This is a genomic window from Mesorhizobium sp. M0045 (genome assembly GCF_040323385.1).
Taxonomy (GTDB): Bacteria; Pseudomonadota; Alphaproteobacteria; order Rhizobiales; family Rhizobiaceae; genus Mesorhizobium.
In genome coordinates this window covers 42447-66490 of the sequence record NZ_JAMYUY010000023.1, presented here as the reverse complement: position 1 = coordinate 66490, position 24044 = coordinate 42447, and the positions used below count along the sequence as shown (strand labels likewise).

The window sequence follows — 24044 nt, the reverse complement described above, 5'->3', positions numbered from 1 at the left end:
GCGGCCTACTTTTCCTTCTTCTTGTACATAGCCAGCATGCGCTGGGTGACGAGGAAGCCGCCGAAGATGTTGACCGATACCAGCATCAGCGCAACGAAGCCGAAGCCGGTGGCGATGCCCGAGGCCGAGATGCCGACGGCCAGCAACGCGCCGACGACGATGACGGAGGAAATGGCGTTGGTGACGGCCATCAATGGCGTGTGCAGCGCCGGCGTCACCGACCAGACGACGTAGTAGCCGACGAAGATCGCCAGCACGAAGATGGCGAAGCGGAAGACGAAGGGATCGATGGCACCGCCGGACAGCGCGTGAGCGGCGTCACCCGCCGCTTCGGTGCCGGGCGCGGCGGCCAGGTTCTGAACCGCGAGCCGCACGGCAGCTGTCGCCTGGTCGAGCTGGTCGAGGGCTTTCTGCAGAGTCTGATCCATCACGCGATCCCTCCGGTGGTCTTGGGCTTCCTCGAAGTGGCTGGTCTCTTCGCAGCCGGCTTCGCCGAAGCCTCGGCAACCATCGTCCTCGCCGGAATGGCCGGTGGTTCGACATGTTGGCCCTTTGGTGGCTCCTGTTCAGCCCTGACGAACGCGGGATGCACGACCTTGCCGGCATCGGTCAGCATGGTTGCCTTGACCAGCTCGTCGTCGCGGTTGATGGCAAGCGTCTTCGTCGCCTTGTCGACCAGCGTCTCGAGGAAGGCATAGAGGTTCCTGGCATAGAGAAGCGATGCCGAGGCGGCGACGCGACCGGGAACGTTGACATGGCCGACGATCTTTACCCCGTTGGCGGCGGTCACCACCTTCCCGGGCACGGCGCCCTCGACATTGCCGCCGCGCTCCACCGCGAGGTCGACGATCACGGAGCCGGGTTTCATCGAGGCGACCATCGCCGCCGAAACCAGCTTCGGCGCTGGCCGGCCGGGGATGAGCGCCGTGGTGATGACGATGTCCTGCTTGGCGATGTGCTCGGCGGTCAGCGCCGCCTGCTTGGCCTGGTACTCCTTCGACATTTCCTTGGCGTAGCCGCCAGCCGTCTCAGCCGCCTTGAACTCCTCGTCCTCGACGGCCAGGAATTTTGCGCCGAGCGAGGCGACCTGCTCCTTGGCGGCCGGGCGCACGTCGGTGGCGGTGACCACGGCGCCGAGGCGGCGCGCGGTGGCGATGGCCTGCAGACCGGCGACGCCGACGCCCATGACGAACGCCTTCGCAGCCGGCACCGTGCCAGCCGCCGTCATCATCATCGGCAACGCCCGGTCATATTCGGCAGCCGCATCGATCACCGCCTGGTAGCCGGCGAGGTTGGCCTGGCTGGATAGAACGTCCATCGATTGCGCCCGGGTGATGCGCGGCATGAACTCCATGGAGAAGGCAGTAACACCGGCCCTGGCAAGGGCTGCGACGGCAGCATCGTTGCCGTAGGGATCCATGATCGCGATGACAGCGGCGCCGGACTTGTAGCCCTTCAGCTCGGCGTCCATGGGGCGGCGCACCTTTAGCACCACGTCGGCCTTGGCAGCATCGCCGGCTTTGCCGATCGCGGCGCCCGCCTTGGCAAACTCCTCGTCGGGAATGCGCGACGCCGTGCCGGCGCCGGTTTCCACGATTACGTCCAAACCCAGCGCTGCCAGCCGCTTCACCGTATCGGGCGAGGCCGCGACGCGAGGCTCGTTTGCGTCGAGCTCACGAGGGATGAAAACCGTCTGTCCCACCGCACGATCCTTTCGGCCGGAACCCTGTTACCGCAAGACACCGACCGTCCGCGGCGGCGCTTTCGACAAAGGTTGGAGGAGTTATCGGAGAATAAAAGCGCCGATGGCCAGGATCAGCACGAACAGGATAGTCGCCGAGAAGAAGCCGCCCACAAAGAAGCCGAACGCCATGGCAAGAAGCACGGCGGCGCAAAATAGCGACCCATATTTGGCCAGCATCACAAAGCCGGCATAGGTGCGGTCGTGCTCGGCATAGTCCATCTTCGCGCCCAGTTCGACAGGACCGGTCGGCGTATGTTCAGCCATTGGAATACCCCTTCGAAGACATCTTTCAGGCACATAGCGAAAAGCCGCGTTAAGGGCAATGGCGCTATTGCCGCATCGCCGCAGTCAACAATCTCAAGCAAAACTTGAAATCGCTTCGTGAAGCGCGGCGATACCAATCCCAATGGATGGCAGGTCCGCTATTGCCGAAGTCGTTAGCCGGCGAGATGCGGGAACAGCCCGAGCAGGCCGACAACGATCAGATAAAGGGCGACGATATAATTGAGCAGCCGCGGGATCACCAGGATCAGCACGCCTGCAATCAGCGAGATAAGCGGGGTAAGGGCGAGCGTGGAAATGGTCATATCGGTTCCTTTGATCGGATCGCTATCGAAGCCGTGCGTGATGGATGTCGGCCATGCCGACTTACCACCAGCACCCTTGCCCAGAACGCCGAAGCGATCGGAAGGCTCCATGGGCTCGTTCAGGCGGCTTCGCGAAAATACTTGGCGGTGGGCAGGATGGTCAGCGGCGCGAGTTCGCCGGCACCGGGCTTATCGAACAACATGCGCTGCTCCATCGGCGTCGAACGGAAGAACGGAAAGCGAGCGTAGGTTTCATTCTTGATCGCCAGGACATCGGCCTGATAAAGCAGCGCAAAACAGTTGATCACGCCGGCATAGGGCCGCGCATCACCGATCGGTCGCGCCCGATAGATGCGCTTGTAGAAAGCCGCATGGTCCTCACGGATCATGGATATGCAATAAGGCGCGCCGAAATGGAAGCACGCCATGCCGGCAAGGCGCAGCGTCACATACGGGATCTGAGGGTAAAGCCGTGACCATTCGGCGTCCACGGCAAAACGGCTCGGGTCGATAAAGACTTCGCCGGCCGCCAGACGAGGCATCAACAAGTCCTTGTATACGCTGAGCGCTGGTGATGTGGCGTTATCAGCAGACACGTCATGCAGGCGCATCGTGCTGACCAGCCGCCCCTCGATGTAGATTCCAAACGTATGGCAATTGGGCAGTTCGTCAAACTCGTCATGGACCTGACGGGACGCATTCTCGGGCACCAGATCGTTCATCCGATAGGAATTGTAGCGCAGCCTGTAAATGCTTTCGAAATCCTCGCCGCTTTCACAGCGTCGGTACTCCGTCCGGTCAAGCAGCGCATAGACATGTTGCGCGAAGCTGGACATGGTCTCGGACGCATCTTTCCCACCAGCGCCCGCCGCATGGCCGAGCGAACTCAACTGGGCACACATGAACTCTATTCCCCGCGATTGCCGCCACCAGCCGACACTACGGACGGGTCATGAGATGTAAAGATGAAAATAAGTAGGAGGTCGTTTACCGCCCGTTAAGGTTAATAATTAATAAAATTATACTAAAATACGCGGTTTTCAGCGCGAAGTCAGCGCCGCGGCGCCTTCCTTGCCGTCTGGATGTCCTTGGCGAAAGGCCAGACGGTGCTCGACATGGTCTCGATGCCGGACGCGCTGAGCGCAGATCCGAACAGAAAGCCCTGGACCAGGTCCGGCTTGACCTGCAATGCCAGGATCTTGAGCTGTTCGAAGGTCTCGACACCTTCGACAGTGACTGAAAGTCCCAGCGGTCGCGACAGGTTGACGATGCCCTTCAGCAATTCGAGCGACCGGCTGTTCTGGGTGACGTCGATCAGGAACGAGCGATCGATCTTGATCTTGTCGAGCGGCAGCTTGTGGAGATAGCTCAGGCTCGAATAGCCGGTACCAAAATCGTCGAGCGCAATGCGCACGCCGAGCCGCTTCAACTCCTCGATATATTGGCGTGTCAGCGACTTGTCGTCGAGCAGCGCCGTTTCGGTGACCTCGATCTCCAGACGTCCGGCGGAAAGACCGGATTCAGCTAGCGCGTCGCGAACCTTCTGGATGACATCACGGTTGCGGAAATCCTTGGCCGAGAGATTGACCGACACGCTGGTCTGGGCCGGCCATTTCGCGCATTCCGTGCAGGCCGCATGCAGGACGAAGGTGCTGATGTCGGAAATAATCCCCATTTCCTCCGCCAGCGGAATAAAGATACCGGGGGAAATCGGCCCGAGATCGGGATGATCCCAGCGGCACAGCGCTTCGCAACTGGCGATACGCATCGTGCTCATCGCCACGATCGGCTGATAGACCACCCGCAATTCGTTATTTTCCACGGCGCTGCGCAGGTCCGCCTTCATCAGCTGACGGCTGCGGAAGGCAGCATCCATGGAGGCCTCGAACAGCCGCCAACCGTTCTTGCCAAGCTCCTTGGCCTTGTAGAGTGCAAGGTCGGCCTTGACGATCATGGCGTCGACGTCGGTATCCTTGACCCGCGACAGCACCGCGCCGCCGCTGGCCTGGATGCGTAATCCGTGGCCGGCGACATCGACCTCGCCCTGTAGATTGACAAAGATCTCATCAACCTGGCCGATCAGGTGGCTTTCATCCTCGATGCGCTCGAAGAAGATCATGAACTCGTCGCCGCCGAAGCGGCTGACGGTGATGCCTGGCCCAGCGACCGCGGCCAGCCGCTCGGCAACGGCGTAGATCAATCCGTCGCCGACCGGATGGCCGAGCGTGTCATTGACGCTCTTGAAATCGTCGAGGTCGAGCACCACCAGCCCGCAGAGACGCGCGGGATCCCCTGAGGCCATGGCTTCCACCACCAACTCGTGGAAGTAGGCGCGGTTGGGCAGGCCGGTGAGACTGTCGTAGCGCGCCATGAAGCGGATCTTGTCTTCCGCCTCGACCCGGGCGGTCACATCCTCGAAAGTGACGACGCCCAGTTCCTGGCTGCCTTCGCGCGCCGAAAATTCATAGTGCTGGCCGTTGGTGAGCGAGACCAGGACCTTGCGGTCGCGGCCCTCGCGCAACGCACGCGTCAGCTGGGCTTCGATGTAACGGCAATCTTTCGGCGCCAGCATGCCACCTGCAGCGCCGCGCATCAGCAGACCGTGGATCGAGCGGCCTAGCAGCGCATCGGCCGATTTGAGCGACATCAGGTGCGCGGCTTCGGCATTGGCCACCGCCACCCGGCCGTCGGGACCAAGCATGACAAGGCCATGCGACATGGTATTGAGCGCGCGGTTGAACCGCTGCGCGATGCGGTTCGCCTTCTTTTCCTCCGACAGGGCGGTAAACAGGACTTCGCGGACGATGTCGGCGAACCGCTTGATCGCAAACAGAAAAGGGGCCGACATCAGACCGAGGATAATGTGGTAGATATCGCCGCGCAGGATAAAGCCAAGCGATATGGGCCATGTGGTGGTAATGATAAAAATCATGACCATGCGCGGCGACCCATAATTGCGGCCGGCAATCGACGTGACCGATGCAAGAGTGACGCAGACAGAGGCTATTTCGGCATAGTTGTCGTGGCTGTCATTTGCCAGATAAATGCTAACGAAACAGAACGCGCCAAGCATGAAACCATGCATCGAACCGAAAATTATGTAATCATTTTCGCGATCATGGGCTTCTTCCCACGTCGTCGGGGAAGGAAGTCGCCCGTATTTCCGGATGTTGCGAAGGCGCAGAGTACCGACAATGATGAGCCCAGCAGCAACTAGAAGATACGCCAAGTCCATGGTCTTCCAATAGACCAGGATGACGAGGAGTGTCTGCGCAACAAGGCCGATCGACAGCGTGAACCCGTCGCGAAACAGCGTTTCCACGAACGGAATGTAAACGTCGACCGGAATCTCGTTTTTTCGTCTCAGATTCACGCCTGGATCCCAACCCTGGGGAACCCAGCAGTGTCACATTGGCCTTAAGAAAGGTTTAGAGCGGCGTTTCGAGCCCTGCCGTCATCCATTGGTGACGCTGCGGAAGTAGGGAAACTACAGTTCAGGTAAACAAGGGGTATCAGAGCGCGGAATCATTCGGCGGCTTGAAGTTGCGGCCGCAGCGGCGCCCTCGAGAGGCGGTCGAGTAGACGCTGGCGTTCGCCGGCGGCTTTTTCGGCACTGGCCTGCTTGACGTGGCCAAAGCCGCGGATGAGCGCCGGTACCGAAACAAGCGCGGCAGCGGCCTCGATCTTGCCCGGCGCCAGCGCGCCGGCGACAAGCTCCAGGTCGGCTTCATAGAGGGCAAGAAGCTGCCGCTCCATGCGCCTCTCGGCGCTGTAGCCGAACAGGTCGAAAGCGGTGCCGCGCAGCCCCCTCATCGCCGCCAGCAGGCGGAGCCCGTTCATCATCCACGGGCCAAAGCTCGATTTCTTCGGCTTGCCGTCACTGCCGCGCCTGCCCATGATCGGCGGTGCGAGATGGAATTCAAGCTTGCCGTAGCTCTGGAACTGCTTTGCGAGCTCTGCGGCAAAGGAGCCGTCCGTATAAAGCCGCGCCACCTCGTATTCGTCCTTGATCGCCATCAGCTTGAACAGGTTCTTCGCGGCAGCTTCGGTCACCACGGTCGACCCGGGCACAGCATTGGTTTCGGCCTTGCGCAGCGCCGCCAGTCTGTTGGCATAGCGCTTGCCATAGGCGGCGTTCTGATAGGCGGTCAGCAAGGCGACGCGGCGGGCAATGATGTCGTCCAGCGTCTCGGCAATGGCGGCAGGCTGCGTGGCCTTGCCCGGCTGGGCGAGAAGGCCACGCACGAAATCCGGCTGGTGGGCGGCGCGGCGGCCCCAGCGAAATGCCGCGACATTCATCGCCACCGCCTCGCCGTTGAGTTCGATCGCCTTCTCGACCGCCTCCGCCGACAGCGGCAGGCCGCCATGCTGGAAGGCGAAGCCGAGCATGAACATGTTGGCGCCAAGCGAGCTGCCGAACAGCGCGGTGGCGGTGCGGGTGGCGTCGAAGAAATGCGCCTTGTCGTCGCCTGCGGCCGTTCTTATCGCTTTCTTCAGCCGCTCGACGGGCAGCGAGAAATCGGCCGAACGGGCGAACTCGCCCGGCATGATCTCGGCGGTGTTGGCGAGGAAGATGGTATGGCCTTCGCGCACCGCGGCCAGCACCTTCTTGGCACCCGAAACGACGAGATCGCAGCCAAGCACGAGGTCGGCCTTGCCGGCCGATACCCGAATGGCGTGGATGTCGTCCGGCGTGCGGGCGATGCGGACATGGGTGAACACGGAGCCGCCCTTCTGGGCGAGGCCGGCCATGTCGATCATGCCGCAGCCCTTGCCTTCCAGATGTGCGGCCATGCCTAGCACCGCGCCTATGGTGACGACGCCAGTGCCGCCGACACCGTCGATGATCGCCGCCCAGCCTTGTTCACCGAGCGCAAATTGCGCCGGCGCCGGCACACCCGCGAGCGGGTCGGCCGCGCCGGCTATGCCTTCGGCTTTCCTGATTTTGGCGCCGTGGACGGTGACGAAGGACGGGCAGAAACCGTTGACGCAAGAGAAGTCCTTGTTGCAGCTCGACTGGTCGATCTTGCGCTTGCGGCCGAATTCCGTCTCGACCGGCTGGATCGAGACGCAATTCGACTGCACGCCGCAATCGCCGCAGCCTTCGCAGACCAGCTCGTTGATGAAGATACGCTTGTCGGGATCGGGGAAGGTGCCGCGCTTGCGCCGACGGCGCTTCTCGGCAGCGCAAGTCTGGTCGTAGAGCAGCACCGAGACGCCTTTGACCGAGCGCAACTCGCGCTGGACGAGATCGAGGTCGTCGCGGTGATGGACAGTGGCGCCGGGGGGAAATTCCACCTTGCCGGTATATTTGTCCGGTTCGTCGGTGACGATGGCGATGCGCTGGACGCCCTCGGCGCGCACCTGCCTTGCGATCATGTCCACCGTCAGCCCGCCCTCGTGCGGCTGCCCGCCGGTCATCGCGACGGCGTCATTGTAGAGGATCTTATAGGTGATGTTGGCGTCGGTCGACAGCGCGAAGCGGATCGCCAGCACGCCCGAATGATTGTAGGTGCCATCGCCCAGATTCTGGAAGATGTGCTCGCGCTTCGAGAACGGCGCCTGGCCGACCCACTGCGCGCCCTCGCCGCCCATGGCGGTGAAGCCTACCGTATTGCGGTCCATCCATAACGCCATGAAATGACAGCCGATCCCGGCGGCGGCGAGCGAGCCGTCCGGCACCTTGGTCGAGGAATTGTGTGGGCAGCCGGAGCAGAAGAACGGCGTGCGCGAGGCGATGTCTGACGTGTCGGCCAGCATCGCCTGGAACTGGCGCAACTTCGCCACCCGCGCGGCGATTTCCTCCGACGGGCCGATCGTTCGCAAAATCCTCTCGCCGAGCGCGATGGCAATGTCGTTGGGGTCGAGCGCGCCCTTGGCCGGGAACAGCCAGTCGCCGCGCTCGTCCTTCTTGCCGACGATGACCGGCTGCGTCGCGGTGCCGTAAAGGTTCTCGCGCAGTTGCACCTCGATCAGCGAGCGTTTCTCCTCGACGACGACGATGGTATCGAGGCCGCGAGCAAAGTCGGCGACGTGCTGCAGGTCGAGCGGCCACGGGCAGCCGACCTTGAACAGCCTGATGCCGATACGATTGGCGGCCGCTTCGTCGATGCCGATATCCTCCAGCGCCTGGCGAACGTCGAGATAACTCTTGCCGATGGTGACGATGCCAAGCCTGGCGCTGGTGCCGCCCGAATAGACGATCCGGTTCAGCCCATTGGCGTGGATGAAGGCGGAAGCTGCGGCGCGCTTGTATTCATGCAACCGCTCCTCCTGGCCGAGCATGTCGATCTCGTTACGGATGTTGAGGCCGCCGGGCGGCATGTCGAAGTCCGGGACGACGATATCTAGCCGGTCGAGCGCGGCATCGACCGAGGCCGTCGATTCGATGTTGTCCTTGACGCATTTGATCGCCGCCCAGGTGCCGGCAAAACGCGACATGGCAAAGCCGTAGAGGCCGTAGTCGATGATCTCCTGGACGCCGGCCGGATTGAGGATCGGCACCATGGTGTCGACGAACAGGAACTCGGTGGCATGCGCGTTGGTCGAGGATTCGGCCATGTGGTCGTCACCCATCAGGGCTAACACGCCGCCATGTTTCGACGACCCGGCGAGATTGGCGTGGCGGAACACGTCGCCGGAGCGGTCGACGCCCGGACCCTTGCCGTACCAGACCGAAAAAACGCCGTCGTGGGTACCCTCGCCCAGCAATTCCGCCTGCTGCGAGCCCCAGCACGCGGTGGCGGCGAGCTCCTCGTTGAGACCGGGCTGGAAGACGATGTCCGACTGCGCGAGCTGGTTCCTGGCCTTCCACAGCTGCATGTCGAGGCCGCCGAGCGGCGAGCCACGATAGCCGGAGACGAAACCGGCGGTGTTCAGGCCAGCCCGGCGGTCGCGCTCGCGCTGCATCAGAAGCATGCGGATGACTGCCTGGGCACCCGACAGGAAAATGCGCTCCTTTGCCAGGTCGAACTTATCGTCGAGCGCGACGTTGTGCAGCGTCATCAGGCGTTTCCTGTGCGGAGACCGTGCCAGGAGGTGCACGGCCAACGTCGGAGTCGAGTGCCTACAGTCTTTCTTCCCTTGCCGGAGAGGTCAAACAAAATCGAAGGTGCCAGGCGGTCCGCAACAAACGATCGGTGCGCGGCGGTGTGGCGCCACGAAACGCCTGTCGGGGAGGATGGCCGAGCACGAAAACTCCGGCGGCGGTCGGTGCCGCTGGTGATGCATCATGCAGCCTTTGGGCAACTGGGCTTCGGTTCACCGGGCAGCTTGCCGTCGACATGGCCGGCCAAGTCCTTGTTGAGCTCGTAGACTGGCCCGACCACCAGGGGCCGGTCGGGCAGGACCGACTGGTCGAGCGAGGACGTCAGAGTGGTCTCGAAACTCTGCAGCAACTTGCCGCTGGAATCCTCGATGCGGATCGACACCGCATAGGGCTTGTCCTTGACAACGCAGGTGAGCGGCGGGCTGGTGAGCGTCACATGCGGCAGCTTCGGCCATATTTTCTGGGTGACGATGATCGGATCACCACCGGCCGGGTTCTGGAAGGAGACCACGGCGACCTGCCCCTCACCCACCGGCCGCAGCGGATTAAGGGTGATGACGTAGGTGGCGATACCCAGCCGGTAGTTGAACTCGAACAGCTTCCCGGAAATGGCGAACAGCTGGTCCTTGCCGGAATCACGGCAGGCGCCGAGCGCGGTCGCCGCGAACAACGCCGCGACGACAATCATCGCGCGCGAATATTTCTTAGGCATTGGTGACCTCTCTGGCCGCAGTCCGGCGGCGATAGTATCGGTTTGCCTTCTGGCGGTTGCCGCACACCGCCATATCGCACCAGAGGCGGCTGGAATTGCGGCTTTTGTCGACAAACAGCCAGCTGCAGTTCGGACATATCCTCAGCCTGGCGATGGTGTCGCTGCGCAGCAGCGACAGCGCCGAGACCGCAAGCGCCGCCTCGAAGGCGATCGGCGTTGCCGGATCGCCGAACGGTTTTCCGGGCATGCCGATTTCGGTGTGGCCATGGGCGAGGCCATCGGCGCAGGCTTCCAGGAATTCAGGCATGTCGGCGGTGTCGATCGCACCTTTCGATACCGCGCCGCGAAACAGCCGATCGGTCGTCTCGCGAATCGACAGCACCACCGGTGCGATCTTTTCAGGCGCCGGCGCTACGAGCCGCCTGCCGCCGAGCTCGGTGGCGCGAAAGCCACTCGCGGCTTCGGCAAAGCGAGCGATCTCGGCCGGATCGTCGAAACGGTCGAAAGTTTCCTCCGGATCGTTCCGCAAAACGACGGTATTCGCCGTGTCGAGCGCCAGCATGCCACCGGTGAAGCGGTGCGGAGTCCAGGATACTGTCATATCGCGAATCTAACCGATAAATCGCGTTTGACAAGTTAGATTCCGGGTGCAACGCTCGTCAGTGAGGCGATCGCCGTATCGAGAATGTCGTCGTCTCAAGCCCCGCCCCGATTGTGGGGCATGCATCGAGGGTCTTGCATGCTCTATTTCTTCCAGCAGGTTCTGAACGGGCTGCATTCGGGCGCGCTCTACGCATTGCTTGCCTTCGGCTACGTGCTGACCAACGGCATCCTGCACCGCACCAATCTTGCCTATGGCGCGCTGTTCGCCTTTTGCGGGCATACGATGATCCTCACCGCGGCGTTCGGCTATCAGGCGCTGTGGTTGACGCTGTTTGCATCGGTCGCGCTCGGCGTAGTGGCGGCATTCCTTTATGCGGCGCTGCTCAGCCATGTCCTGTCGCGAAGCATCTTCGAACCGCTGGCCGCCCGCTCGCCCAACGCCATCGTGGTGACCACGCTCGGCATATTGCTGGTCTTGTCGGAAGCCAGCCGCATCGCCGCCGATACCCATGACCTATGGTTGCCGCCAATGCTGGCCCAGACCATCGTCTTCGCGCAGAATGCCAGCTTCAAGGCGACGTTGACACTGATTCAGTTGCTCGATTGCGCCGCCGTCCTGGCGGCTATTTCGCTGGCTGCGTGGGGGTTCACACATTCCAGCTTCGGCCGAAGCTGGCGTGCCGTATCCGACGATCCAAACGCCGCTGCGATGTGCGGCGTCGATGTCCGCGCGGTGTTTCGGCGTGCGGTGCTTTTCGGCGGCCTTTGCGCGGCAATGGCTGGCGTGCTCGCCGCCTTCTACTACGGCAACATCAGCTTCGGCACAGGGTTGGTCTACGGGTTGAAAATCCTGTTCGTGACCGCAGTGGGCGGCTATCTCTCGCCTTTGCGGGCGGCACTAGGCGCCGCCGCTTTCGGCATGGCCGAATCGCTATGGTCCGGCTATTTCCCGCTCGAATGGCGGGACGGCTGGATGTACCTGTTCCTCGTCGCTATGCTTGTGCTGATCGGCTCCGGCCGCGACCAACAAAAGATCGCCTGAGCCGCATCCGACTTTGGTTGGATGAATGAACCACATGTCCCCTTGGACATGCAAAGGACGCGGCAGCATTTTGCCGGCGGCCACCTCACAACTGTGTTTATGCGGGCTGTCCGATGTTGACCCGCCGAACCACGCACTGCATACCGTTGGTCCACAGCGACGCGACGGACAGGGAACCGGCGCGCTCCGACACAAGGGAGGAATGCATGGCAGGGCTTCTCGCTCTTTCCAGAGCCATTGACCGTTTGAACGAATTCATCGGCAAATGGGTTTCGTGGCTGATCCTGCTGGCGATCCTGGTAAGCGCCGCCAACGCCGTGATCCGCAAGGTGTTCGACATGTCCTCGAACGCCTGGCTGGAATTGCAATGGTATCTGTTCGGCGCCGCCTTCATGCTGGCCGCCGCCTACACTCTGAAACAGAACGACCATATCCGCATCGATATCGTCTACGGCATGTTCTCGCGCCGCGTGCAGCACTGGATCGACCTTTTCGGTCACGTCTTCTTCCTGATGCCGTTCGTGACGTTGATGGTCGTCTATTTCGTTCCCTATGTGTCGCTGTCGTATCGCAGCGGCGAGATGTCGAACAATTCCGGCGGGCTGATCATCTGGCCGGCGAAGGCGATTCTGCTGGTCGGCTTTTTTCTGCTCGCGCTGCAGGGCATTTCCGAGATCATCAAGAAGATCGCCATCATGCGCGGTCAGATGGACGATCCCACTCCGTTCATATCGGTGCATGAGCAGGCCGAGCTAGAAGCCAAGGCGCTCGTGGAAGAGGTGCGCTCGTGATCGAGTTCATCGCCCAGAACATGGCGCCGATCATGTTCGCCTCGCTGGTCGTCTTCCTGCTGATCGGCTACCCCGTCGCCTTCTCGCTTGCCGCCAACGGCCTGATGTTCTTCTTCATCGGCGTGCTGCTGTCGCCCTATTCGGGCGGCTCCATCAATCTTGCCTGGCCGTTGCTGCACGCGTTGCCGGATAATTTCTATGGCAGCCGGGTGATGTCGAACGATACGCTGCTGGCGATCCCGTTTTTCACCTTCATGGGCATCGTGCTCGAACGATCCGGCATGGCCGAAGACCTGCTCGACACGATCGGCCAGCTGTTCGGACCGGTTCGTGGTGGCCTTGCCTATGCCGTGATTTTCGTCGGCGCGCTGCTCGCCGCGACGACCGGCGTGGTGGCGGCCTCCGTCATTGCCATGGGTCTGATTTCGCTGCCGATCATGCTGCGCTACGGCTACGACCGGCGGCTGGCATCCGGCGTCATTGCCGCGTCCGGGACCCTCGCCCAGATCATCCCGCCGTCGCTGGTGCTGATCGTCCTGGCCGACCAGCTCGGCCGCTCGGTCGGCGATATGTACAAGGGAGCGCTGATCCCCGGGCTCATTTTGACCGGCATCTACATGCTCTACATCCTGCTCATGTCGATCTTCCGGCCGAAGTCGATGCCGGCCCTGCCGCTGGAGGCCCGCACGCTCGGCCACGGCGTGCTGTCGCTGCTGGCGGCGGTGCTGGCGGCGGTGGTGGTTTCCTATGCGGCGTATCGCTACCTTGCGCCGAACCATGGCGGCAACGCCGATATCCTCGGCGCCACTATTGGCGTCATCTTCATCTATGTCGTGGCGATCGTCGACCAGCGCCTGAAGATCAACCTGATGTCGAGGTTGGCGCAGCAGGTGATCATCGTCCTGATCCCGCCGCTGGCGCTGATCTTCCTGGTGCTGGGCACCATCTTCCTCGGCATTGCCACGCCGACGGAAGGCGGCGCCATGGGCGCCGTCGGCGCGCTGGCAATGGCGGCGATGAAGGGGCGGCTGTCGCTCGACGTGGTCAAGCAGGCGCTGGCCTCGACGACCAGGCTGTCGTCCTTCGTTCTGTTCATTCTGATCGGCGCGCGGGTGTTCTCGCTTACCTTTTACGGGGTCAATGGCCACATCTGGGTCGAGCACCTGTTGACCTCGCTGCCGGGCGGTGAAGTCGGTTTCCTGATTGGCGTCAACATCCTCGTCTTCGTGCTCGCCTTCTTCCTCGACTTTTTCGAGCTTGCCTTCATTATCGTGCCGCTTTTGGCGCCGGCGGCCGACAAGCTCGGCATCGACCTGATCTGGTTCGGCGTGCTTTTAGGCGTCAACATGCAGACCTCCTTCATGCATCCGCCCTTCGGCTTCGCGCTGTTTTATCTGCGCTCGGTCGCCGCGCGCGTGCCCTATCTCGACCGGCTCACCGGCAAGCAGATCGCGCCGGTCACCACAGGGCAGATCTATTGGGGCGCAGTGCCCTTCGTCTGTATCCAGGTGATCATGATCGGCCTGACCATCGCCTTCCCGCAGATGGTGATGCACTACAAAGGCACCGTCGTCGATCCAGGCACCATCAACTACCAGGTGCCGGAAACGCCTGGCATCGGCTTGTCGCCGCTTGGCACGCCGCCGGCCAACGGCGGCACTGCCCCGGCCTCACCTTCCACACCGGATTTGTCGCAGCCGCCGAGCTTCGACGAAAAGCCGCCCGCGAAGCCGGCGGCACCGGCAATCGATCTGTCGCAACCCCCGAGTTTCAACTGAGGCGAGTTTCAACTGAGGAAGGCCCTGCAGCTATGAAGGCGGTTCGGTTGGAGCGAGTGGGCGGCCTCGCCGTGTGCGAGGTCGAGAAACCGACCGCCGGGCCAGACGAGCTGCTGGTGCGGATCGAGGCGTGCGGCGTCTGCGGCACCGACAGGCATCTTTTCCACGGTGAATTCCCGTGCACGCCGCCGGTGACGCTCGGGCATGAATTCTCCGGCATCGTCGAGGCGATCGGACCTGAGGTATCCGGCTTTTCGGTCGGCGACCGCGTCACCGGCGATCCCAATATTGCCTGCGGGCGCTGTGCGCATTGTCAGGCGGGCCGAGTCAATCTCTGCAGCAATCTGCGTGCCATCGGCATCCATCGCGACGGCGGCTTTGCCGAATATCTTCCCTTGCCGCAGAAACAGGCCTTCGCCTTGCCAGGCGATCTGAAGCCTACGCATGGTGCTTTCTGCGAGCCGCTCGGTTGCTGCCTGCATGGCGTGGACCTTGCCGCGATCAAACCAGGCTCGTCGGTCGCGGTGCTCGGCGGCGGCGTGATCGGCCTGCTCACCGTTCAGCTGGCAAAGCTCGCCGGTGCGACGACCATCATCCTGTCGACGCGTCAGGCCTCGCGGCGGGCTCTTGCTGAGCAACTTGGCGCAACGGCGACGCTCGATCCCAGCGCGTTCGATGTCACCGATGCGATCGTCGGCCGGTCGGGTTTGATGCCGGGCGGCGTCGACGTGGTGTTCGAATGCGCCGGCGTGAAAGACACTGTTGAGCAGGCGATGCGGCTGGCCAAAGCGGGCGGCACAATCGTCGTCGTTGGCGTTATGCCGCAAGGCATGAAAGCGGCCTTCGAACCGTTCGACCTGCTGTTCCGCGAGTTGAAGGTCCTGGGCTCCTTCCTCAATCCCTTTACCCATCGCCGGGCCGCCGATCTTATCGCTTCGGGGGCTATCGAGGTAGACCGGCTGATATCGCGGCAGGTCACGCTTGAAGAGTCAGCTGCAGTGATCGCCAATCCGCCTGCGCCAGGCGAAGTCAAGGTTCTGGTGGTGCCCGGCTGATCGCAAACGGAATGCGCTGCGGCGCCAGCGTCCCGAAGGAACGCCGGCGCCGCAGAGCAGCAAGGTTCAGAGCTTGCTGTTGCGCTGCTGGACCATCATGAAGGTGTCGTAGTTGTACTCGGCCACCTGCGCCCAGAGATAATGCTCCTTGCGGAACGCCTTGATCGAGTCCCAGATCTTCTTGAACGGCGCGTTCGAGGCTTCCATCTCGGCATAGACCTCGTTGGCCTTTTCGAAGCAGGCGGCCATGATCTCCTGGCTGAACGGACTCAACTTGGCGCCGCCGGCAACCAGCCGCTTCACCGCCGCCGGGTTGAGGTAGTCGTATTTCTGCAGCATGTTGGCATCGGCCGCTTGGGCGGCAGTGTGCACCAGCGACTTGTAAGCCGGCGAAAGTTCGTCGTATTTCGCCTTGTTGAACATCAGATGGACGGTCGGTCCACCTTCCCACCAGCCGGGATAGTAGTAATAGGGCGCAACCTTGTAGAAGCCGAGCTTCTCGTCATCATAAGGGCCAACCCATTCGGCGGCATCGATCGTGCCCTTTTCCAGCGCCGGATAAATGTCGCCACCGGCGATCTGCTGCGGAACCACGCCGAGCCTTTGCACCACTTTGCCGGCAAAACCGCCGATGCGCATCTTGAGGCCGGAAAGGTCGGCAACCGTTTTGATCTCCTTGCGAAACCAGCCGCCCATCTGCACGCCGGTATTGCCGCCCGGCAGCCCGAACAGACCCTGCGTCGCCAGGAACTCGTTGAACAGATCGATGCCCCCGCCATGATAGTGCCAGGCGTTGATGCCGCGCGCGTTGAGCGAAAACGGAACCGCCGCTCCCAGCGCCCAGGTCGGGTCCTTGCCCCAGTAATAGTATGCCACAGTATGGCAGGCCTCGACCGTGCCGGCTGTGGTGGCATCGGCGGCCTGCAGGCCGGGAACGAGTTCGCCGGAGGCGAAGACCTGGACCTGGAAGTTGCCGTCGGTCGCCTCCGAAAGCATCTTGGAAAACACTTCGGCACCGCCGTAGATCGTATCGAGCGACTTCGGGAAGGACGACGCCAGCCGCCAGGTTACTTTCGGATTGGACTGGGCGATGGCCGGCGCAGCAAGTGTCGCGGCAGCGGCCGCAGCGCCGAAACCGGTGGTGCCGGCCTTGCGGATGAACGAACGACGATCCATGAAGTTCCTCCCGTTTGGATCAACTGACCGACGTTCGGGACGCTTCGGCGCCCGCATCGGCTTCGAGCCGACAATACACAGGCAAGGAGTCGAGTCCAGCGCGGCAGCCCGGTTTGAGTGGCGCATTTCGGAGAAATTCACGGCGTTGGGCCAGATCTTGCAACTATAGTCTAACGTCGATTAACTGGCCTACGCGACACGCCGAAACTTGCCATGGAAATGCGCCTTCGGATCGCCTATTTTGCAGGCAGATAATTCGTTGCACCCGATGGGATCCGGACCAAATGCACCAGCCGCTCGTCGCCATATCGACCGACGTCCGCCAGTTCGACAATTACACCTGGCATGCCGCGCCGCAGCAATATCTTGAAGCGGCGCTTTCAGGGGCAGGCGTGTTCCCGCTGCTGGTACCGTCCTTCGGCGACCGGCTCGACTTCGATGAACTGCTTTCCGCCGTCGACGGCGTCATGGTCACCGGTTCGAAGTCCAACGTTCATCCCTCGCTCTACGGCGGTGACGCCAGTGAAGCCAATGGTCCCTACGACCCCGCCCGCGACGCCACCACGCTGCCGCTGATCCGCAGGGCGGTGGAGCGCGGAGTACCGCTGCTCGCGATCTGCCGCGGCATCCAGGAGATGAATGTGGCGCTGGGTGGCACGCTGGCCACTGAAATCCAGGAACGCGCCGGTTCGCTCGATCATCGTGCGCCTGCAAGCGACAATCAGGACGAACGCTTCGCCATCCGCCAGAGCGTGTCGATAAAACCCGGCAGCTGCCTGGCCGGGGTCTTCGGCGCCGGCGACATCATGGTCAATTCGGTGCATCGCCAGGCTGTCGACCGGCTTGGCCCAAAGCTGCAGGTCGAAGCGGTCGCCGCCGACGGCACTGTCGAGGCGGTCTCGGTGCGCGATGCACGGGCTTTCGCCGTCGGCGTCCAGTGGCATCCCGAATACTGGGTCAAATCGGACAGCATCTCGGTAAAGATATTTCGCGCTTTCGGTGACGCCGTGCGGCTGCATCAGGCGGCGAAATCGGGTGCGCGCGCTGCGGCAGAATAGGGCTCGTCAGTTGCCGGCCGACGCCAGGGTCAGCAGCGGCAGCACCGGCGCGTAGGATTCGTAACCGTCGCCATCGGCGACCGAGAACATGACGATCGGATCGTTGCCGTTGGCGCTGAATGTGACCGTGCCGTCATCCTGCTCTCGCCAGAACTTCGCCTGCTCGACACCGGGCAACACCCGGCGGCAATTCGCGGCGACCGTCAACAGCGACAGGCCTTGCGAAATCTCGGCGCCACGGGTGACCGCACAAGACGCCTCGTCACCATGGGCTACCAGCCTGTAGGTGCTGGACGAAGGTGCTGGCTCACTGGCTGCGCGGCTTTGACCGCTACCGGCGTAAAACAGCTGGACGCTGCCTAACAGCGCAGCAATCGCCATCAATGCGGGAAGCGTTTTCATCCTGTTTCTCCGCGCATTTCAAGCGCGCCGTGTTCGATGTCATCAGGAGGAGGCGCGCTTCATCTTGCTGCCATGTGCTGTCAAGGGGACATACACTAGCCAAGGAGGCAGAATGATTCCCGAAGGGTTAAGCTGAAGTTAACAATAGGGCGGTCACGGCCTCGCCTTGACGTTTGCCGTCTCCGGCACCGGCGTCAGCGCCTTGCGCTGCGAAAACCACGAGACCAGATTGTCGACGCACAGGTCCGCCATGGCGCGGCGGGTGTGCTGCGAGGCCGAGCCGACATGAGGCAAAAGCGAGGTGTTGGGCGCGGCAAGCAACGCCGCAGGCACGTTCGGCTCGTCGGCAAAAACGTCTAGCCCGGCAGCGGCGATGCTGCCGCCGGCAAGTGCGGCGGCAAGAGCTGGTTCGTCGACCGTGCTGCCCCGGCCGATATTGACGAAGACGCCGTTCGGCCCCAGAGCCGAAAGGATTTCGGCATTGACGGCCTTGTCCGTCGAGGCCCCACCGGGCGCCACCGAGATCAGCGTGTCGACCGCCTCGGCGAGACCTTTCAGCGTCGGGTGATAGTCATAGGGCAGGCCTTCGACGCGGCGCCGGTTGTGATAGGCGATGGGCAGTCCGAAAGCATCGAGCCGGCGGGCAATGGCGAGGCCGATGCGGCCCATGCCGAAGATGCCGACATGGCGACCGCGCAAAGTCAGCCGGCTCAGCGGATAGTTGCCGTTGCGCAGCCAATTTCCATCGCGCAGCCAGGCCTCGGCGCGCGGCAGTTCGCGGATGGTATTGATCAACAGGCCGAGCGCCGTATCGGCGACCTCTTCGGTCAGCACATCCGGTGTGTTGGTGACCATGATGCCGCGCCGTGCGGCGTGGTGGACATCGACCGAATCATAGCCGACGCCGAAATTGGCGATAATCTCGAGCTTTGGCAGCGCGTCCATCAACGCGGCGCTTATGCCGCCAAAGGCGGCTATGCCGCGCACGGTAAGGCGCATCTCGTCGGTGACCAGCGACGGATCGGCGCGTTCGATCCGGACGCGGCTGAACGCCCCGTCGATGCGGCCGACCGCATGGTCGTTGAACTGGCCCGGCACCAGAATGGTAACAGCTTGCTGGTCGGTTTTTGTCATGCACGTTCCACCGGTTTGCCGGTCGACTGGCGCACATGCAGTTCCGGCTTGATCAGTTCCTGCGACGGCCGCACCGTCTGTCCGTTGAGTTTGTCGAGCAGCGCGCTGGCAGCGCGGCGGCCAACCTCACGCTGGCCGTTCCAGACCGTGGTTAGCGCCGGCGTCGCGATCGCCGCCTCCTCGAGGTCGTCATAGCCCGTGACCGAAATGTCGATGCCCGGCACCAGACCAGCGCGGGCAATGCCGTTCATCAGGCCGATGGCTACGAGGTCGTTCCAGCAGCAGGCCGCGGTCGGCCTGTCCTTTAGCGCCAGGAACTGCCCGGCAGCCTCGAAGCCGGCCTGCTTGGTGCGCGGGCCGGCGATACGCCAGGACGGCCTGACCTCAAGCCCCGCCGCCTCCATGGCGTTGACATATCCCTGATAGCGGTCGCGGCCGGTCGACGTCTGATCGGTACCGCCGATCATTGCGATGCGCTTGTGGCCAAGCGAGATCAGATGGTTGGTGGCAAGCCCGGTGCCATAGGCATCGTCGCCGCGAAACACCGGCACGTCGGCACCTTCGACGGTGCGTGCAATCAGCACTGCCGGGAGACCGTTCTCCTCGGCCATGAATATGTCTTCGGGCGGCGTGCCGATGGCCGGCGACATGATTACCCCGTCAGCGCCGAGCTGCAGAAGCGTGTCGATGAAAGTGCGTTGTTTCTCGAGCTGGTCGTAGTGGTTCGACAGGATGAAGGTTTGCCGGCTGCGGTCAAGCTCGCTCTCTATCGAACGCAATATCTCGGCAAAGAACGGGTTCATGATGTCGTGAACGACGACGCCGACTATGCCCGAGCGCGAGGTGCGCAGGCTGGCGGCGCGGCGGTTGTAGATATAGCCGATGGCGCGGGCATGTTCCTTGATGCGGTCGCGGGTGCCGCCGGCGACCAGCGGGCTGTCGCGCAAGGCCAGCGAGACCGTGGCCGTGGACACGCCGAGCGCATCCGCGATGGTCGAAAGCTTGATCTTCTGTGCCAGCGCCCTGCGCTCCCGAAGCAATTTAAACTGTTTAAAGGCCGGCTCTTATGCCATCGATTCCGAGCAAATCAAAGTTTTTTTGCCAGCGCTTCCGCCTCCGCGTCCAGCGTCGCGCGGTTGCGCAAACGAAGCCGGTGCTCACGGTGAACGATGTAGAGGCCGCTGGCGACGATGACTGTGGCACCGACCAGCGTCCAGCGATCGGGAAACTGGTTGAAGACGATCAGGCCGGAGATGATCATCCAGATCATCTGCGAATAGGGATAGGGAGCCAGGGCCGTGGTGGTGGCAAGGCGATAGGCCTGCACAAGAAGCCAATGACCGATGGCGCCGAAGACGCCAAGCATCAGCAATATGAACCAGTGCCAGCCATCCTGCGGCAGCGAAGGCGAAAACGGCAGTGTCGGCAAAAGCAGCACGGCCGGCGCCAGCGCCGAAAACAGGATGAGGCTTTCGGAGGTTTCCGTAGCCGACATGCGGCGCGTCATGATGACGTGGAAACTGTTCGACAGCATCGAGCCGAGCGCAAAGAGATGGCCGACGCCAAAAACGCCGACGCCCGGCCGGGTGATGATGAGGACGCCGACAAAGCCGCTCATGATCGCCAGCCAGCGCCGCCAGCCGGCCCATTCGCCGAGCAACGGACCGGCAAGCGCGGTGATCACCATCGGGCCGAAGAAGTAGATCGAGGTGGTTTCCGCCAGTTGCAGCGTCCGCAGCGCCAGAATGTTGAACATCGTCGATCCGAACAGGAGCAGACCGCGCGTGATGTGCGCCGGCAGGTTGGCGGGACGAAAGCGCAGCGGCTCACGCCATCCGCGCAGAAACACGCCGACGATCAGCACATGGACCGCGAAGCGGGTCCAGGCGACGATCAGCGCCGAGACGCCGGCCAGGACAAGGTACTTGCTGCTGGTGTCGAGGAAGGTGAAAAACACATAGACGGAAAGCATGCACAGGATCGCCGCCGGCGATGTCGCGCTTTCGTCATGTCTTGGGGGAGCATTCAATTTCAGGCCGGACGGGAAGCAAGGCAGTCCTTCACCCATGCGGGAATTGTCGCCTGCGGGCAAGCCAAAAGAGGCTGACACAAGGACAGGCTCAGGTTTTGTTGCTGGTGGCCGGCGAGTCAGGCGTGCATGCGGGCGCCCTTGGTGATCCTGTCGACGAGTTTCTTTTCGGCGCGAAGCGCGATGCCGACCACCTTGGCATCCTCCGGCGCAAATTCGGCAAAGACGGCACGGTTGGCCAGATCATAACCAGTCGAAAACATTTCCTCGACATAGAGCGATACCGTCACACCACGCTCCAGCGCCCGCCGCTGGATCGCGCCGAGCGTCTGGCCGTCCGCCGAAAGCACGATGACCGGCTGGATCGACAGCGGGTTGTAGATATTGCCGGCGCGATCACGGTAGGGGTCGCCGATAATGTCGGGAAATTGCGCGACGATGCCGCTGGTCAGAAAGGTGGTGACATTGAGCTTTTGCCAGACGGGAAGATCATCCTTGAGCACGATTGCAAATTTCGTATCGAACATGCGACAGTTTCCAATCCGAAAGGGGCCAATCCGAGGCTGCGAGAAAAGCGATGCCGCACGGTCTAGACGGGGAAGCCTTTCAGGGTCTTGGACGTTTGTGCGTGGATGCAGCCGAAAACTGCATCGTACCGGCACCCCGTGCTGCCGGCATGGAACGCATCGAGGCCCGGTTCCACGGCAACGCCTTCGATCTCCATCGCCACGACACCTATGCGATCGGGGTGACGCTTTATGGCGTGCAGCGCTTCCGCTATCGCGGCCAAATGCATCTGAGCCTGCCTGGCCAGATCATTATCCTTCATCCCGACGAACTGCACGATGGCGGTGCCGGCACCGAAGACGGCTTGCGATACAGAATGCTCTATTTGGAGCCGTCCCTGATGCTCGACTGTCTCGGCGGCGGATCACTGCCGTTCGTGAGGAATGCCGTGGTGACAGACCGCGATCTCCGCGCGACGCTGCTTTCGGCGCTCGGGCCGCTGGATCAGCAACTGGACGAGCTGTTTGTCGTCGATTTCATGACGCAGCTTATGCAAAGCCTGGCCCGGCACGCCGGTCAGCCGGCGAAACCGGTAGCGAAAACGGCGTGGCGCGCCGCCAGCCTGGCGCGCGACTATCTGGAGGAAAATGTCGCGCGGATTGTACGTTCAGACGAATTGGAGGCGATAACCGGATTGGACCGTTATGCCCTGTCGCGGCATTTCCGCGCGACCTTCTCGACCAGCCCGCACCGGTTCCTGTTGATGCGCCGGCTTCAGCGAGCCCGCCGGATGATCGAAGCCGACGAGCCGCTGGCGCAAATCGCAATCGCCGCCGGCTTCAGTGATCAAAGCCATTTCAATCGGCATTTCAAGAAGGCGTTCGGCGTCACACCGGGACGTTGGTCGGCACTGACGCGGCGGCCGTCAGCGGCGAACGCGTGAGCTATTCAAGCATCTTGTCTTCGATATCCAGTTCGTCGTCCGGGAGCACCATTTCGCCGTTCGACAGGTTCGCCTCGACGCGGGCAAGCAGCTTGAACAGCGCTTTCTGATCCTTCTTGTCGAGACCCTTCAATGCCTGCTTTTCGGTCTTCTTCACCGATTTCTCGATGGCGTGGATGATTTCGCGGCCAGTGTCGGTGAGGAAAATATGCGCCTGGCGGGCATCGGCGGAGGAGGCGCGCTTTTCCAGAAAACCCTGCGCCTGCAGCCGGTTGATGGTCTTGGTGATGGTCGGCGGACGCACGCCGAGGCGGCCGGCAAGGTTGCCGGGCGTCTGCCCATCCTCGCGGTCGAGCGCCAGCATGATCTGGTCCTGGCCGGCATAGAAACCATGCGCCAGAAGCCGGGCGGCGAGCGCCGTGCGCGCCAGCCGCGCCGCCGAATGCAGCCGGCTCATTGTTGCAGTCTTGTCCGCCTTGGCCATGCTCATCCCTCCTCGGCCGAACCGGAGCGGACAGCATAGAAGCAGGCCGCCGGTTGGCAATGACCATCGAAAACATTCCGGCTCGGAAAATAGCTTTGCCGGCAAGCATCGCGGTGTTCGCCGTGGCTAATGCCAGATGTTTATTTCAGTTAGATGACAAACGACTTTCCGCAATGGCTGGATGGGACATGACGAGGCGTTCTCAACCGGCCTTCACCGCGACCACCATCAAGGCCTGAAAGGCGTCCGCCATTTCCCGCAGCGCTGCCTGCGACAGCAGCCCGGCCTGCCGCGCAATGCCGTCCCGCGCGTTCGATGTATCGCGTTTGCCCGGGCGATCTTTATAGGGCGCGACGGTGGCGAATATCTGCTCGCTGAGGCTGTCGGGGAAGAACATCTGGCCGGTCATTACGGAGCGGTCGTCAGGGAAAATCTTGAAATGGATGTGCGTGGTGCGGCCGCGATACCAGCCGGGATAGATGGTGGCGAAAGAAGCGATGCCGCTTTCATCGGTTCTCTGCCAGCCCCGCAGAAAACTCTGGCCGGACGTGTCGATATCCTGCCCGTCGCCCTGTCCGGGATAACCGGAATAGGCGCCCTGGGCGTCGCAATGCCAGATGTCGACGCGTGCGCCGGGAAGCGGCCGGCAGGCGGCGTCGACGATTTGCAACCGCACATTGAGGGCGATGCCCTTCTTGCCCTCGGTGATATCGGCGCGTTCGAGCTTCGGGTCGAAATAGAACGGCCCTTCGGCGACCTCGGGCGTGATGGCGCAGACGCCGGCACCGGCTTCGAACAAAGCAAGCCCGGCATAGGGCGAAACCTTCCCGGCCCTTGCACCGGCGGGCAGGAATATGCCGCAAGCGGTAACCGCAACGAGACGGAGCGCCTGCCGACGGCTTAGTGGCAAGGACTTGTCGGACATCTGGCGTCTCTTCAATGCGAACAGCC

General features: G+C 62.4%; 23 protein-coding genes. 6 read left to right on the top strand and 17 right to left on the bottom strand.

All coding sequences use genetic code 11. The features are described 5' to 3' along the window. Nucleotides 1–5: 5 nt before the first annotated feature. From NKJ72_RS26555 to NKJ72_RS26515, 9 genes are all read right to left on the bottom strand, one after another. On the bottom strand, nt 6–428 hold the full coding sequence (locus tag NKJ72_RS26555; protein WP_302893582.1) for an NAD(P) transhydrogenase subunit alpha part 2: 423 nt from the start codon (nt 426–428) through the stop codon (nt 6–8). Continuing rightward, the gene (locus tag NKJ72_RS26550) at nt 428–1702 is read right to left on the bottom strand and encodes a Re/Si-specific NAD(P)(+) transhydrogenase subunit alpha (protein WP_352480091.1); all 1275 of its coding nucleotides are present in this window, start codon (nt 1700–1702) and stop codon (nt 428–430) included. The genes NKJ72_RS26555 and NKJ72_RS26550 overlap by 1 nt, the downstream gene beginning before the upstream one ends. Nucleotides 1703–1783: 81 nt before the next feature. Beyond that, nucleotides 1784–2008, bottom strand: a complete 225-nt coding sequence (locus NKJ72_RS26545) for an aa3-type cytochrome c oxidase subunit IV (RefSeq protein WP_254816044.1) — start codon at nt 2006–2008, stop codon at nt 1784–1786. A 173-nt stretch (nt 2009–2181) separates the two neighbouring features. Further along, on the bottom strand, nt 2182–2331 hold the full coding sequence (locus tag NKJ72_RS26540) for a DUF3096 domain-containing protein (protein WP_352480107.1): 150 nt from the start codon (nt 2329–2331) through the stop codon (nt 2182–2184). A 119-nt stretch (nt 2332–2450) separates the two neighbouring features. After that, nucleotides 2451–3233 carry an N-acyl amino acid synthase FeeM domain-containing protein gene (locus NKJ72_RS26535; RefSeq protein ID WP_352480090.1) on the bottom strand — a complete coding sequence of 261 codons (783 nt, stop codon included), beginning with the start codon at nt 3231–3233 and terminating at the stop codon, nt 2451–2453. 149 nt (nt 3234–3382) lie between these two features. Then, nucleotides 3383–5704, bottom strand: a complete 2322-nt coding sequence (locus NKJ72_RS26530; RefSeq protein WP_352480089.1) for a putative bifunctional diguanylate cyclase/phosphodiesterase — start codon at nt 5702–5704, stop codon at nt 3383–3385. 152 nt (nt 5705–5856) lie between these two features. Beyond that, nucleotides 5857–9336 carry an indolepyruvate ferredoxin oxidoreductase family protein gene (locus NKJ72_RS26525; RefSeq protein ID WP_352480088.1) on the bottom strand — a complete coding sequence of 1160 codons (3480 nt, stop codon included), beginning with the start codon at nt 9334–9336 and terminating at the stop codon, nt 5857–5859. Nucleotides 9337–9560: 224 nt separating this feature from the next. Next, on the bottom strand, nt 9561–10091 hold the full coding sequence (locus tag NKJ72_RS26520; RefSeq protein WP_352480087.1) for a hypothetical protein: 531 nt from the start codon (nt 10089–10091) through the stop codon (nt 9561–9563). Then, nucleotides 10084–10692, bottom strand: a complete 609-nt coding sequence (locus tag NKJ72_RS26515; protein WP_352480086.1) for a CGNR zinc finger domain-containing protein — start codon at nt 10690–10692, stop codon at nt 10084–10086. Before NKJ72_RS26515 ends, NKJ72_RS26520 begins: the two co-directional genes overlap by 8 nt. 138 nt (nt 10693–10830) lie before the next feature. Here NKJ72_RS26515 and NKJ72_RS26510 point away from each other — a divergent pair, with 138 nt between their 5' ends. From NKJ72_RS26510 to NKJ72_RS26495, 4 genes are all read left to right on the top strand, one after another. Then, nucleotides 10831–11736 (top strand): branched-chain amino acid ABC transporter permease, encoded by a 906-nt coding sequence (locus NKJ72_RS26510; protein WP_352480085.1) that lies wholly within the window; start codon nt 10831–10833, stop codon nt 11734–11736. Between the two features lie 206 nt (nt 11737–11942). Continuing rightward, nucleotides 11943–12527, top strand: a complete 585-nt coding sequence (locus tag NKJ72_RS26505; RefSeq protein WP_292658329.1) for a TRAP transporter small permease subunit — start codon at nt 11943–11945, stop codon at nt 12525–12527. Beyond that, nucleotides 12527–14305 (top strand): TRAP transporter large permease, encoded by a 1779-nt coding sequence (locus NKJ72_RS26500; RefSeq protein ID WP_352480106.1) that lies wholly within the window; start codon nt 12527–12529, stop codon nt 14303–14305. The genes NKJ72_RS26505 and NKJ72_RS26500 overlap by 1 nt, the downstream gene beginning before the upstream one ends. A gap of 32 nt (nt 14306–14337) precedes the next feature. Continuing rightward, nucleotides 14338–15360 carry a zinc-dependent alcohol dehydrogenase family protein gene (locus NKJ72_RS26495; RefSeq protein ID WP_352480084.1) on the top strand — a complete coding sequence of 341 codons (1023 nt, stop codon included), beginning with the start codon at nt 14338–14340 and terminating at the stop codon, nt 15358–15360. 66 nt (nt 15361–15426) lie between these two features. Here the strand turns inward: NKJ72_RS26495 and NKJ72_RS26490 are convergent, their stop codons facing one another. Then, the gene (locus NKJ72_RS26490; RefSeq protein ID WP_352469878.1) at nt 15427–16536 is read right to left on the bottom strand and encodes a TRAP transporter substrate-binding protein; all 1110 of its coding nucleotides are present in this window, start codon (nt 16534–16536) and stop codon (nt 15427–15429) included. A gap of 284 nt (nt 16537–16820) precedes the next feature. On the opposite strand from NKJ72_RS26490, the gene NKJ72_RS26485 reads away from it, so the two are divergent. Next, nucleotides 16821–17594: a gamma-glutamyl-gamma-aminobutyrate hydrolase family protein gene (locus NKJ72_RS26485; protein WP_352480083.1), complete on the top strand. Its 774-nt coding sequence runs from the start codon at nt 16821–16823 to the stop codon at nt 17592–17594. Nucleotides 17595–17600: 6 nt separating this feature from the next. Here the strand turns inward: NKJ72_RS26485 and NKJ72_RS26480 are convergent, their stop codons facing one another. From NKJ72_RS26480 to NKJ72_RS26460, 5 genes are all read right to left on the bottom strand, one after another. Then, nucleotides 17601–17996: a hypothetical protein gene (locus NKJ72_RS26480; RefSeq protein WP_352480082.1), complete on the bottom strand. Its 396-nt coding sequence runs from the start codon at nt 17994–17996 to the stop codon at nt 17601–17603. A 153-nt stretch (nt 17997–18149) separates the two neighbouring features. Beyond that, the gene (locus NKJ72_RS26475) at nt 18150–19130 is read right to left on the bottom strand and encodes a 2-hydroxyacid dehydrogenase (RefSeq protein WP_352480081.1); all 981 of its coding nucleotides are present in this window, start codon (nt 19128–19130) and stop codon (nt 18150–18152) included. Continuing rightward, entirely contained in the window at nt 19127–20149 is a 1023-nt protein-coding gene (locus NKJ72_RS26470; protein WP_254816382.1) for a LacI family DNA-binding transcriptional regulator, read from the bottom strand. Before NKJ72_RS26470 ends, NKJ72_RS26475 begins: the two co-directional genes overlap by 4 nt. Nucleotides 20150–20217: 68 nt before the next feature. Then, complete coding sequence (locus NKJ72_RS26465; RefSeq protein ID WP_352480105.1) at nt 20218–21102, bottom strand: DMT family transporter; 885 nt, start codon at nt 21100–21102, stop codon at nt 20218–20220. Nucleotides 21103–21278: 176 nt separating this feature from the next. Further along, a complete protein-coding gene (locus NKJ72_RS26460; protein ID WP_352480080.1) occupies nt 21279–21686 on the bottom strand; it encodes a DUF2000 family protein in 408 nt (135 codons plus the stop codon). 50 nt (nt 21687–21736) lie between these two features. Between NKJ72_RS26460 and NKJ72_RS26455 the strand changes: the two genes are divergently transcribed. Continuing rightward, on the top strand, nt 21737–22609 hold the full coding sequence (locus NKJ72_RS26455) for an AraC family transcriptional regulator (protein WP_352480079.1): 873 nt from the start codon (nt 21737–21739) through the stop codon (nt 22607–22609). A 1-nt stretch (nt 22610) separates the two neighbouring features. Here the strand turns inward: NKJ72_RS26455 and NKJ72_RS26450 are convergent, their stop codons facing one another. Together NKJ72_RS26450 and NKJ72_RS26445 are read right to left on the bottom strand one after the other, a co-directional pair. Then, entirely contained in the window at nt 22611–23093 is a 483-nt protein-coding gene (locus NKJ72_RS26450) for a MarR family winged helix-turn-helix transcriptional regulator (RefSeq protein WP_254816029.1), read from the bottom strand. A gap of 202 nt (nt 23094–23295) precedes the next feature. After that, nucleotides 23296–24018, bottom strand: coding sequence for an intradiol ring-cleavage dioxygenase (locus NKJ72_RS26445; RefSeq protein ID WP_352480078.1), 723 nt, complete (start codon nt 24016–24018; stop codon nt 23296–23298). Nucleotides 24019–24044: the final 26 nt, after the last annotated feature.